The sequence below is a fragment of the Ensifer adhaerens genome (genome assembly GCF_002940685.1).
GTDB classification, from domain to species: domain Bacteria; phylum Pseudomonadota; class Alphaproteobacteria; order Rhizobiales; family Rhizobiaceae; genus Ensifer; species Ensifer adhaerens_E.
The window spans coordinates 202,406-214,826 of the sequence record NZ_PNFP01000010.1 but is presented as its reverse complement, the minus strand read 5'-3'; the positions used below and the strand labels follow the sequence as shown (position 1 = coordinate 214,826).

Annotated in this window: 11 protein-coding genes; 8 read left to right on the top strand and 3 right to left on the bottom strand. The window is 65.0% G+C overall.

The window, feature by feature from the left end:
* Window positions 1–103: 103 nt before the first annotated feature.
* The 3 genes from C1A35_RS20485 to C1A35_RS20475 all read left to right on the top strand — a co-directional run bounded on the left by C1A35_RS20485 (window position 104) and on the right by C1A35_RS20475 (window position 3,660).
* Complete coding sequence (locus tag C1A35_RS20485) at window positions 104–1,813, top strand: ABC transporter permease (RefSeq protein WP_104666083.1); 1,710 nt, start codon at window positions 104–106, stop codon at window positions 1,811–1,813.
* Window positions 1,814–1,827: 14 nt separating this feature from the next.
* Entirely contained in the window at window positions 1,828–2,928 is a 1,101-nt protein-coding gene (locus tag C1A35_RS20480) for an ABC transporter ATP-binding protein (protein WP_104666082.1), read from the top strand.
* Between the two features lie 72 nt (window positions 2,929–3,000).
* Entirely contained in the window at window positions 3,001–3,660 is a 660-nt protein-coding gene (locus C1A35_RS20475) for a histidine phosphatase family protein (protein WP_104666081.1), read from the top strand.
* Window positions 3,661–3,763: 103 nt separating this feature from the next.
* On the opposite strand, the gene C1A35_RS20470 is transcribed toward C1A35_RS20475, so the two are convergent.
* Entirely contained in the window at window positions 3,764–7,063 is a 3,300-nt protein-coding gene (locus tag C1A35_RS20470) for an autotransporter domain-containing protein (RefSeq protein ID WP_104666080.1), read from the bottom strand.
* A gap of 236 nt (window positions 7,064–7,299) precedes the next feature.
* Between C1A35_RS20470 and C1A35_RS20465 the strand changes: the two genes are divergently transcribed.
* Window positions 7,300–8,094, top strand: a complete 795-nt coding sequence (locus tag C1A35_RS20465) for a DeoR/GlpR family DNA-binding transcription regulator (RefSeq protein WP_440271546.1) — start codon at window positions 7,300–7,302, stop codon at window positions 8,092–8,094.
* Between the two features lie 243 nt (window positions 8,095–8,337).
* On the opposite strand, the gene C1A35_RS20460 is transcribed toward C1A35_RS20465, so the two are convergent.
* On the bottom strand, window positions 8,338–8,976 hold the full coding sequence (locus C1A35_RS20460) for an NrsF family protein (protein ID WP_104666078.1): 639 nt from the start codon (window positions 8,974–8,976) through the stop codon (window positions 8,338–8,340).
* A gap of 1 nt (window position 8,977) precedes the next feature.
* A complete protein-coding gene (locus C1A35_RS20455) occupies window positions 8,978–9,514 on the bottom strand; it encodes a sigma-70 family RNA polymerase sigma factor (RefSeq protein WP_104666077.1) in 537 nt (178 codons plus the stop codon).
* Window positions 9,515–9,722: 208 nt separating this feature from the next.
* On the opposite strand from C1A35_RS20455, the gene C1A35_RS20450 reads away from it, so the two are divergent.
* From C1A35_RS20450 to C1A35_RS20435, 4 genes are all read left to right on the top strand, one after another.
* Window positions 9,723–10,046 carry a BufA1 family periplasmic bufferin-type metallophore gene (locus tag C1A35_RS20450; RefSeq protein WP_104666183.1) on the top strand — a complete coding sequence of 108 codons (324 nt, stop codon included), beginning with the start codon at window positions 9,723–9,725 and terminating at the stop codon, window positions 10,044–10,046.
* Window positions 10,047–10,169: 123 nt separating this feature from the next.
* Window positions 10,170–11,096: an MNIO family bufferin maturase gene (bufB, locus tag C1A35_RS20445; RefSeq protein ID WP_104666076.1), complete on the top strand. Its 927-nt coding sequence runs from the start codon at window positions 10,170–10,172 to the stop codon at window positions 11,094–11,096.
* Window positions 11,097–11,109: 13 nt separating this feature from the next.
* The gene (locus tag C1A35_RS20440) at window positions 11,110–11,886 is read left to right on the top strand and encodes an HvfC/BufC family peptide modification chaperone (protein ID WP_440271547.1); all 777 of its coding nucleotides are present in this window, start codon (window positions 11,110–11,112) and stop codon (window positions 11,884–11,886) included.
* A 7-nt stretch (window positions 11,887–11,893) separates the two neighbouring features.
* Window positions 11,894–12,400, top strand: coding sequence for a DoxX family protein (locus C1A35_RS20435; protein ID WP_104666182.1), 507 nt, complete (start codon window positions 11,894–11,896; stop codon window positions 12,398–12,400).
* Window positions 12,401–12,421: the final 21 nt, after the last annotated feature.

Sequence of the window (12,421 nt, the reverse complement as noted above, 5' to 3'; positions counted from 1 at the left end):
CCGCCCTGCCGGCGGGCGGTCAAGCTCCCCAAACATTCAAGCTTCGCCGACCGTGGCGCGCCTTTCGCGCCGGGCTGGCCGAACTCACTCCGGAGTCTGCCCCATGGCGCTCGTCGCTTCCGTTCCCATCAGGCCCGCCGCGGCCAGGCCAGGCCAGATCCTGGCGGTCTCGGTCATCGCCCTGTTCCTCGCGATTTTCCTGGTCATCCCCGCCGGCACGGTGATCTACACCGCCTTCACCGAGAAGGGCACCGGTGCGCTGACCATCGTCAACTTCATCGACTTCTTCAACACCGACCTCTTCCGCCGGTCGTTCTTCAACTCGGTCTACGTCTCCGGCATGTCGGTCGTCTGGGCGAGCGCCATCGCGCTGCCGCTCGCGGTGCTCACCACCCGCTTCGATTTCCGCGGTTCGCTCATCATCCAGACGCTCGGCTTCGTACCGCTGATCATGCCGCCCTTCGTCGGCGCGGTTGCGATGCAGCTTCTGTTCGGCCGCAACGGCACGGTGAACCTGCTTCTGAACGACTGGTTCGGCATCCGCGTCCCGTTCATGGAGGGGCTGAACGGCGTCATCTTCGTGCAGTCGCTGCACTACTTCCCCTTCATTCTCATCAACCTGTCGACCAGCCTTCGCAACATCGACCGGTCGATGGAGGAAGCCGCTCAGAACCTCGGCTCCTCCGGCTTTCGCCTGTTCCGTCGCATCGTCTTTCCGCTTGCCATGCCCGGCTATCTCGCCGGAGCCTCACTGGTCTTCGTCAAGGTCTTCGACGACCTGGCGACGCCGCTGCTGCTCAACGTCAAGGACATGCTGGCGCCGCAGGCCTATCTGCGCGTCACCTCGGTCGGCCTCACCGATCCGATGGGCTATGTCATCTCGGTCATCCTGATCGCCGTCTCGATCTTTGCCATGTGGCTCTCGGCGGTCGCCATGCGCGGCAAGGACTATTCGACCGTCCAGCGCGGCGGTGGCGGTCTCTCCAGGCGCAAGCTCAGCCGCGGCGAGAGCGTCATTGCCTATGGCGTGGTGGCACTGATCCTGCTGCTCGTGCTGTCACCGCATATCGGCCTGCTGCTGCTCTCCTTCGCAACCGTCTGGTCGTTCAGCCCGCTGCCCGATGCCTACACGGTCGCCCATTACGGCCGCGTCTTCGGCGAGAGCTCGCTCTACATCAAGAACACGCTGATCTATGCGAGCCTTGCCGGCCTGATCGACGTGGTCATCGGCGGCGCCATCGCCTACCTGGTGCTGCGCACCAAGGTCGTCGGCCGTCGCTGGCTCGACTGGGCGGCGACGGCAGCGCTCGCCATCCCCGGCGTCGTGCTCGGCATCGGCTATCTCAGAACCTTCTACGGCATCACGCTGCCCGACGGCACGCCGCTGGCCACGCTCTGGGTGACGGTGGTTCTGGCGCTTGCCATCCGCCGCCTGCCCTATGCGCTGCGCGCCTGCTACGCAGCCCTGCAGCAGGTCTCCGAATCGCTCGAAGAGGCGGCCGAAAACCTCGGTGCGACCAAGCAGCGGACCATCCGCCGCATCGTCCTGCCACTGATGACCGGCGGCCTGCTCGCCGGCTTCGTCACCAGCTTCTCGACCGCCGCCGTCGAACTCTCGGCGACGCTGATGCTGATCCAGAGCAATTCGGACGCGCCGATCGCCTACGGTCTCTACGTCTTCATGCAATCGCCGGCCGGTCGCGGTCCGGGTGCGGCTCTCGGCGTCATCGCCGTGATCATGGTCGCGCTCTGCACGCTTCTGTCCCACTACGTCATCGAGCGCCGCCAGAAGGCGCTTGGGACGGCAAAATAATTCGGGAGGAAACAATGACAGTGAACATCAACAGCGCCGCACTCGCCGCCGGCCCCGCCAAGGCGATCAGCATCAGCGACGTCAATCTCTACTACGGCGCGCTGCACGTGCTGAAGGACATCAACCTTGAAATCCAGCCGGGCGAGTTCTTCGCCTTCCTCGGTCCGTCGGGCTGCGGCAAGACCACGCTGCTCAGGCTGATCGCCGGCTTCAACAATGCCCGCCAGGGCAAGGTGGTGATCGGCGGCCAGGACGTGCTCGACATGCCGCCGTGGAAACGCGACATCGGCATGGTCTTCCAGTCCTACGCGCTCTGGCCGCACATGACGGTCGCCGCCAATGTCGCCTTCGGCCTCGAAGAACGGCGCCTGCCGCGCGCCGAGGTCGAACGCCGGGTCAAGGCTGCACTGGAACTCGTCGGGCTCAAGCACCTCGCCGACCGCCGGCCGTCGCAGCTTTCCGGCGGCCAGCAGCAGCGCGTGGCGCTCGCCCGCACCATCGCCATCGAACCGAAGGTGCTCCTGCTCGACGAGCCGCTTTCCAACCTCGACGCCAAGATGCGGGTCGACGTCAGGCGCGAACTGCGCGAACTGCAGCAGCGGCTGCAGCTGACGACGATCTTCGTCACCCATGACCAGGAGGAGGCAAACACCGTCTGCGACCGGATCGCCGTCTTCAACGAGGGCAGCATCCAGCAGGTGGGAACGCCGATGGGGCTCTACGAGAAGCCGGCCAATCTGTTCGTCGCCAACTTCCTCGGCACGGCCAACATCCTCGGCGGCAAGATCGCAGGATCGGGCGCTAACAGAAGCTTCGAGGTGGTAGGCGGCGGCTCGATCCCGATCCCCTCGGGAACCGACGTGCCCGCCGGCGCCAAGCTCGTCTTCCGGCCGCAATATGCGACGATCGGCAGCCTCGAGCCTGGCGCCGTCGCGCTCGAAGGCATCATTGCGCACCGCGAATTCCTCGGCGCGACGGTGCGCTACGGGGTGAGGATCGGAGCGTCGACGGTGCTGATCGACGCACCCTTCCATTCCGGCGACGCGCTTCTCGAACCCGGCGCGGCAACGACGCTCGGTCTCAAGCCGTCATCGGCGCAATGGCTCGCCCATTGAGGACACAACGCGTCCGCCGGCTTTGCCGGCGGACGTCAATTTTCCCCCTTCAAGCTGCCTTTCGAGTTCCGCATGACAAAAAATCTTCCCAGCCTCATCCTCATCCGCCATGGCGAAACCCAATGGAACGTCGCCGGCCGCCTGCAGGGCCGCAGGGACACGCCGCTCACCGCCAATGGCGTGCGCCAGGCGCTCGCCGTCGGCCTGAGGCTTGCCGACCGGATTGCCGAAGACGAAACGCTTGACTTCTGGGTGAGCCCGCTCGGCCGGGCCCGCCAGACCGCATCGATCCTCGCCGACACCTGGTCCGTCCCGTTCGATCGCTTTACCGAGGCGCCCCTTCTCGCCGAGCGCGCCTATGGCGCCTGGGAGGGCCTTGCCCATGACGAGATCGAACGCGACCATGCCGCTCAGTACGTGGCGCACAGCGCGGACCCCTTCGACTATTCGATACCCGGAGGCGAAAGCCGGACGGCGCTTTCAGCGCGCCTTGAAGTCTGGCTCGAAACGCTCGACCGGAACCGGACCCATGTGGTCGTTACCCATAGCGGCTGCCTCAGGGCGCTGCGCGGCATCTACACCGACGCCTCGCGTGATGAGATCCTCGCCTATCGCGAACCGCAGACGGCCTCGTTTCTTCTGACCGCAGGCCGCGAAACCATGCTCGACGTTCCCCTCAATATCCTGCGCGCGCTCGGCTGCGACGGCGCGGGCCGGACCGTCTGGATCTGATCGACCGGGCGGCAGCAACCGCCCGCAAGAGAACGCCGCGCATGGAAGCCATGCGCGGCGTTCGATCTTTCGAACAAGGGCGTTGCCGCCCATGCTCCTGGCTTTAGAAGCTCACCTTCAGCTTGGCATTGACGCCGTGCTCGGAAACACCGGAGGCGATCTGGCCGGTATAGTTGACGCCGAAGGTGGCGGTCGGGGCGATCTTGAAGTCGATGCCCGCTTCCACAAGCGCTGCATCCCTTGCGATCGGGGCACCTGCGACCGTGAAGTCCTGACCGCCGGCAAAGGCAAGCGTCGAGGTCGGAACCACATCGCCGAAGGCATGGCGCCAGCCGACGGTGCCGCTGAGCACCGCCGCGGTTTCTCCGAAGGAAACGTCGGTCGACGTCCGCACGCCGATCGTCGTGAACGTCGTGTCGGTATTGCCCGAGCGACCCGAGAGGGCCGCCGCCCCGCCTTTTTCACGGAAGCCGTCGGTGTCGAGGTTGAGATAGGCAAGGTTGGCGAAGCCTTCGAAGTCGAAACGACTGGCGCTCGTGGCATAGCTCGCCTCGCCGAAGATCTGGGCGGTGCGGGCATCATAGGCCGCCGTCAGGCTGTCGTCGAACCCGCCGAACGCGACGCTCCGCGACGTCTCGATGCGGTGCCAGCTATAGGTGGCGCCCGCCGTCAGAGACAGCGCGCCGAGCCCGGTCCCGGCATAGGCGCCGATGTGGTAGTTGTCGCTGTCACCGGACGAGCGGCGGTCGACGACATCGAAGGACGAACGGCTGTAGCCGCCGAGGATACCGACACGCCAGGCGTCGCCGACAAGACCGTCGCCGCCCATGAGGAACCCGCCGGTGTTGCGCTGGAACCCGGCTGCATTGCCGTTACCGTCGGTATCGCCCCAAGTGCCGAAGGCCTGGCTCCAGAAGGCGAAGCGGTCGGTATCGGCCGCAACGCTTTCGATGCCGCCCTCGCCATAGGCAAGCACCGGCACCGCCTTGGTGCTGGCGTCGCCGAAGGCAGCGCGGATGCGGTTTGTTGCCGCGGCGTTCAAAAGCAGCCCATCCTGCAGCAGCATGCCCTTGGTCGAGGCGTGGATTTCGCCGGAGAGCTGATCGAAGGCAAAGCGCGCCTGATCGCGATCGAGGTTGGTGAGCGCGGCATAGGCGGCATTGGAGAAGCCGAGGTTTTCGGCTCCGATCGCCGCGGCCCGCTGGTTGGCGGTCGCCGTGACATCAGCGAAGCGGATGTTATTGCGGCTGAGCGTCAACGTCACGCTGTTGGGGTCGTAGCCAAGTGTCGGGTCGAGGAAAACGAGGCTCGACGTAACGTCGCCAAAGGTGCCGGTCACGCCGCCGGCAGCCGTCAGGATCGTGTAGCGGGTCTGCGGCGCGTAGCTGCCATTGGCGGCCAGCGCCAGGACCGAACCGCCGTTGAGCGTCGCCTTGCCTGACGCGACGATCTTGTCGCTCTCGCCCTTGTCGTTGACTTCGACCTCATAGGTCGAACCAGCCGCAAGATTGATATCGCCGGCGACGTTGAGGGTTCCGATCGAATTGCCGGGCGCAACCACGCCGCCGTCGGCGATCGTGATGCTGCCAAAGGTACCGATGCCGCCGATGGCGCCATCCTTTTCGATTGACAGCCCCGAGGACGAGGCAATCGAGCCCTGGACCGAAAGCAGGCCGGACTTGACGACGGTCGCGCCGGTATAGGTGTTCTGGCCGTTGAGCACCAGGGCGCCGGCGCCGAGCTTGGTGAGCCCACCGCTGCCGCTGATCACCTTGTTGACGGCGACGATGTTGCCGACATCGGCCACGTCGAGCGCACCACCGCCCGCCTCAAGCACGATGTCGCGGTTGATCTGGTGCATGTCACGACCGGCGATCCTGAGCGCGCCGCCGTCGAGGCGGAGCTTTGCCGCAGCGCTGCCGAGCGCCGCGTCCTCTTCGACCACCACCGTGCCGCCATCGGTCACCAGCGTTTCGCCGATGAAGGAGTGATCGTCGATGCAATAGTCGCGGATGGCCTGCTGGAAGCGGCCGTCCGTGCTCTTGCAGTCGAGCAGCGTCTTCTTCTCCTGGTCCGTGAGGCCGGAAAGGATCGGCAGACCGTTCTCGTCGGCGATCTGGCCGAGATAGACGTCATTGCGCATGTTGTTGCGGCTGAGATTGAACACCCCGCCCTTCTCGGCGAAGGTCGATGCCTCGTCGCCCCAGACGACCCTGGTCTTGGCAGCCGCCGTCGCCGGATCGGTATAGTTCTGCAGCACCGGACCGACCCAGCGCACCGTGTGGGCAACCGGCTCGTGGTCCGAAAGCGGTGTCTTCGATCCATCCGGATTGGTCACGTAGCCGGCATCGGCGATCACGCCGGAATAGGGATCCTTCGGATCGTCGGCGAGCGTCCACCACTTGCCGAAGGGGCGCGACGCCAGGAAATGGTCGATCTTCACCCGGTGCCAGCTCGCCCAGGTGTTGGTGGCGTCCTCGCCATGCGACGGCCAGGTGACGCTGCCGTCGTTCAAGCCATGCGGCGAGAACTGCTCGCGCTCGCTCGGAAGCTGCAGGAGCTGGAACTGCTTCTTCAGGATGTTCATCGTCTGCGGCAGGTTGCCGGCAACCGGGTACATCTCGTCGGCAAAGAGGCCCGAAGGCACCGTCGAGGCGTTGATCGCCGAAGCACTCTTGCCCTTCCACTCGGCGATGTAGGCGTCCAGCTTCTGCTGGTCCTTCGCATAATCGCGCAACAGGCTCATGTAGAAGCTGTTGGTCGGGTTCTTGACGTAGGTTTTCAGCAGCAGTTCCTGCTGGCTGACCGAATGCAGGCCGCGCTCCGAAACGTCGCCGGCGTTGAAGTCACCGGTGAGGATGATCGGCCGCATCTCCGACTTCGCCCATTGATTGATGCCCTTGGCCTCGCTGATGCGGGTCGTCGGCGGGTCGTAGTAGTTGAGGTGGGTGGTTCCGACGACCACCTGCGGCTTGCTGACGGTCGGGTCGACCACCGTATAGGTCACGATATCGCCGAGCGTGCTGGCGCCGAAGGTGCCGGGCAGGCGCGAGAACACGCCGGTATCACCATCCTGACGCGTGCCATAGGTCCCAAGACCGGCATTTTGAAGAATGCCCGGAATATCGCGCGCGTAGGTGCTGTTGGCGCGGAACTCCTGGAAGGTCAGGATGTCGTAGTTCCCCTTGATGAAGAAGTCCGACATGACGCTCGGGTTGGCCTTGAAGCGGTCGAGCCAGGTGTTGAGCGTCAGGATCTTCATGCTGTCGTCGGCGGCGCGCGCCTCAGCCGCCGAGAGCGTCAGGCTCGTTCCGCACAGAAGGATCGCCGTCGCCAGCCGCAACGGTTGCTTGAGGCGCGCAAAGCTCCGCACCCCGCGGAGGTCGTGTCCACGTTGTTTCATTATCTGCTCCAATGTCGCGATGCGAACACGCTCCGTCACAAGACCTTCACGGCGATGGTGTTGATGAGCGGAAGAGTTCGATGAAATGTACGATTACGGACATTAGGCGAGTCAAATGTCAGTTTTACAACATTTGATCGGACATCATAAAATTTCGCGCGGCGGATCGGTGCGACGGCGATTTCCTTGGAGATTGGCCGAAGCCCTGTGTTAGCAAGGCGTGCCTGGGGGATGAGATGAGGGCAATGGACGGCGATCGGGATGCTGCAACGGGAGACAAGAAGGCGCGCCGGCAGGCGCAGCTTCTGCGCCATCTCGAAAAGAACCACTATATCTCGATCGAGGAGATTACCGGCCTGTTCGGCGTCACGACGCAGACAGCGCGGCGCGATATCATGGCGCTTGAACAGGAGGGCAAGGTAAGGCGTCTGCATGGCGGCGCGACGATTGCGACCCCGGTGGATCCCAACATCTATCGCCAGCGGCGTATCGACAACGCAGCGCTGAAGGAGCGCATCGGACAGTTGACGGCCGATCTCGTGACCGATGGCGCAGCCGTATTTCTCGACACCGGCACGACCTGCGAGGCGGTGGCGCGCGGTCTCTTGAAGCGCCGCGACCTGCGCGTCGTCACCTACAGCCTGCGCGTGGCGACGACGCTCAGCGAAAGCAGCAGCTTTGCCGTTGCCGTCCCCGGCGGCTTCGTGCGGCAGGTGGATGCAGGCGTCTTCCGCGAGGAGACCGCCGACTATATCCGCAAGTTCAAGTTCGACGTTGCCGTCATCTCCGTCAGCGGCATCGACCAGGACGGCGATATCGGCGACGACGACCATGCCGAAGTTGCCGCCGTCTCGGCGGCGATGCGTCAGGCCGAACGGGTGATCCTCGCCGTCGACAGCAGCAAGTTCGGCCGGCGCGCCCTTGTACGTCTGGCCTCGCTCGCCGATATCGACGCACTGGTCACCGACCGGCTGCCCGACGAGAACATTGTCGCCCTTCTGCGCGAACACGGCGTCAGCATTCATTGCTAGCGCAAGGGTCAGTATCGCCGGTGGCGATCTCTGACGCGGGCTTGAAATCCCTGACGTGGCACCACACATAGGCATCAACGAATTGCCCGTGGAGCCCGCCGGATCTGATCAACCGAAGGCTCCGGGCGTAGTTCGCGCGCAGACGCTGACCACGGATGTACTGGCAGTGTGACGCAGCGAGCGGGAAAAGGTCGGCATTGCCGGCCTTTTTTGTTTTCAGTGCCGGCAATCGCTATCGCCAGCCTACCAGCGAATGGCCCAGCGGCCGCCCAACGCCCCAAGCACCGTTAGGATGAGGACCGCGATCGTGTACCAGGTCGCGACGAAGAGCGGCGAATCGTCCGGGCAGTGCGCCGCATAGAAGGTCGCAGCGATGCCGCCGGCAGCAAGCCCTGCAAACGCGCCGGAGAGTTCCGGACGGGACGGCGCGCCATGGCGCAACGCCAGCAGGAACAGCGCCAGCGGCGCGAGCCCGATCAGCGGTATGAACGTCAGGCAGACGAGGCTGTTCGTGCCGATCAACCTCGTTGCCCATGTATCGGAAGGCGCGACGAAGAGTTCGAGCACGACGCTTGCCGCCACCATGACCGGCGCAGTGGCGAGATAGGGCAGCAGCCTGCGCAGGTCCGCCTCGGGCCTGGCCGCGGCGCGTACGGCCGCAAAGGCGGTCGCCGCCAGCGCAATGGCGACCACGAACTTGAACAGGAAGCGCAGCGTTTCGGCGGCGGCGGCAATGTCCGGCCGCGGCCCGAGAAGAACCGAGAATACGAACCCGGCGAGAACGAGCGCGCCGATGCCGGCCCCCGCCCAGGCAGCAGACATCGACAATCCGGGACGCCTTGTATCGGCGGCAAGTGCCTTGATGAGGTCGTTCGTGTCCATCTCAGTTTCGTCCAAATCGCCGTGCGATTGCGGCCAGGCCACGGTGAAGCGCCACGCGAACCGCCGTTTCGTTCATGTCCAGTCTTTGCGCCGTTTCAGCCACCGTGCATCCCTCGATCGAAATCGCATTGACGACGGAACGCTGGCCCGGAGCGAGCCCGTCCAGCGCCCGGCCGATCTCCCAGTCGCGGACCTTTTCGGTTTCCGCGCTCGCAAGTGTTTCCTCGAACTCCTCGATGCCCACCGTCGGGCGGCGGGCCTGACGACGCACGGCATCGACGTATTTGTGCCTGGCGATCGCATGCAGCCAGGGAATGACAGGCGCGTCCTCCCGCCAGGTATGGCGCTTGACGTGCGCCGCGAGCAGCGCCTCCTGCACGACATCCTCCGCATCGACACCGCCGCTGACAGTCCAGCGGCGAGCCCAGCCACGGATCACCAGTGCTGCGTCCCGCAGGAAGTCGGCATAGGCCTTTTCGTCACCGGCCACGGCAGCGCGAAGGAGCCTTGCAAGATGTTCGTCGTCCGCGCCGCTCACCCGGGCCCTTCCTCCCCATTCGCCGATTCCCGGCTTTTGTTACACGGCTATCCCAAATTCGCGGCCGCTGTCTGCTTGGACAGACCTCGCGAACCCATCACGAAAGCGTGTTGCCGACGTTATGTAACGCCCGACACCTCCGCGGCGAAAGACCCGATGTGCGCCTCAGACAGGCCGCACGGGAACAGTTCAACACGGAGATAGAATGATGTCCATGAAGTCCACCATCAGCAGCGCCATGCTGGCAAGTGCAGTGGCCGCCGCCCTGTCGTCGCTCGCCGTAGCGGCCCCGCTCACCGAAGCGCAGGTCAAGACCGCGATGGATGCGGGCAAGGAAAAATGCTTCGGCGTTGCGCTGAAGGGCCAGAACGATTGCGCAGCCGGACCGGGCACGACCTGCCAGGCGACCTCGACGGTCGACTACCAGGGCAATGCCTGGAAATTCGTCGATGGCGGCACCTGCACCACGATGAAGCTGCCCGATGGTCGCATGGGTTCGCCCGAGCCGCTGTCCCGCGACATGCCGTCCTGATCCGTCGCAGGCGGAATGGGGCGCGGGCAATCGCGTCCCGTTCCGCATCCAGATCTCGCGAAACGGTGGCGGGCGGAGGATCGTTCGCCACCGACACCACACGAATGGAAACGGGATTGGGCGATGAGCGCTTCAGCAGATAACGGCAGCCGGCTTGCATTGGTCAGCCAGTGCTTCGCGAAACATGAGATCGCCGGCCTTGCCGGCACCAGCTTCAAGCACCAGCATTTGTCGGCTATCCTTGCCGACGATAGACCCGGCGGTTTCTTCGAGGTTCACGCGGAAAACTATATGGGCGCCGGCGGACCGCCGCATGCCGCGCTCTCCCGGATCCGCGAGGATTTTCCGGTCTCCCTGCATGGCGTGTGCATGTCGATCGGCGGGCCGCAGCCGCTCGACAAGGGGCATCTCGCCCGGTTCAAGGATCTGGTCGAGCGCTACGAACCGGCGCTCGTCTCCGAGCATCTTGCCTGGTCGACCCACGAGACCACCTTTTACAACGACCTCTTGCCGCTGCCCTATACCGAGGCCACACTTGCCCGTGTCGCCGCGCATATCGACGAGGTCCAGGAAACGATCAGCCGCCGGCTGCTGCTCGAAAATCCCTCGACCTATGTCGCCTTCATCGAATCTACGATGAGCGAGACGGCGTTCATTCGCGAATTGGCGAGACGCACCGGCTGCGGGCTGCTGCTCGACATCAACAATGTCTTCGTTTCCGCCACCAACCAGGGCTATTCGGCACTTGCCTATCTCGCCGACTTCCCGCTGGAACATGTCGGAGAAATCCACCTTGCCGGGCACGCCGAGCAGGAGGACGACGAGGGTGACCTGCTCCTGATCGACAGCCATGACGGCCCGGTCGGCGACGCCGTCTGGAAACTCTATGAGATCGTCATCGGCAGGATCGGCGCCATCCCGACGCTGATCGAATGGGACAGCGCCATTCCGGATTGGCCGGTGCTGAAGCGTGAGGCCACGGCGGCGCAGGCAATCCTCGATGCTCACGGACAGCGCACGTCGCGGGAGAAGATCCGTGTCCGCGCCTGACGGGATGCTCCCCATGCCGGCCGGCGGCACGGGCAGCTACGCCGCCGGTTTCGTGCCGCCATTGCTTGCGCCCGACCAGCCGACGCCGGCACTGGTCACCGGCCCGAACGGCAAGGCGGCGGTCAAACGCTTCAACGTCTACCGCAACAACGTCACCGTCAGCCTGATCGAAGCGCTGGCAGCGACCTTCCCGGCGACGGAGCGCATCACCGGCGAGACCTTCTTTCGCGCGATGGCGCGCTTTCATGTGCGCGAAACGCCGCCGGTCTCGCCGCTGCTCTTCGAATATGGCCGCGACTTTCCCGATTTCATCGCTCGCTACGAGTACGCCCGAGCCATGCCCTGGCTTGCCGACGTGGCCAGGATCGAGCGGGCCTGGCTCGACGCCTATCACGCCGCCGATGCCGCCGCGCTTCCACCTGCTGCACTTTCGCTGATTGCGCCCGAGCGGCTCGGCGACGTGGTCTTCGAAGCGCATCCGGCAGCCAGGCTCGTCCGGTCCGCCTATCCGGCCGCGACGATCTTTGCCGTCAACCGCGCGCGTGGGCCGGTCGGGCGCATCGAAACGTCCGCGCCGGAGAGCGCGCTGATCACCCGGCCCGACCTGGAGGTCATGCTTCGCATGCTTACTCCCGGTGCCGATCTCCTGCTTTTGCGGCTGCTTGCGGGCGTTCCCCTCGCCGCGGCTGCCGCGGAAGCTGCAATACAATCGCCCACGCTTGATCTCGCCGCCGCCATTGCCACCGCGCTCGAGGCCGGTGCCTTTACGGCCATTCATCTCGGAGGATGAAACCATGATGTCCGCTTCCAGATTTTCACGGAACGGCGATCCCGCCGACCTGTCGCAATGGGGCCGCCGGGCGAACCGCGTCGTCGGCGCGCTCGCGCCGCTCTGGCTCTCCCAGCTTGTCCTGCGCTTCGGCCTTGCCGTTCCGTTCTTCCGGTCCGGAATGAGCAAGTGGGACGGCTTCCTGCAATTGAACGACGTGGCGGTGCTGCTCTTCAGTTCGGAGTTCCGGCTGCATCTGCCGGGCGGTCCCTATCCCTACCCCGCTCCCGCCGTGATGGCTTTTGCAGCCGGTTCGGCGGAAATCGTTCTGCCCATGCTGCTTGTCTTCGGCCTGGGAACGCGCTTTGCCGCCCTCGGCCTGCTCGTCATGACGATCGTCGTGCAACTGACCGTACCTGACGGCTGGCCGATCCACATTACCTGGGCCGCCATGGCGCTCGCGCTGATGGCCTCCGGCCCGGGCAGGCTGTCGCTCGACCACATGCTGTGCGCCTGGCGCAGCGGCGGGCGATAGGGTCGCCCGATCCCGGCGCCT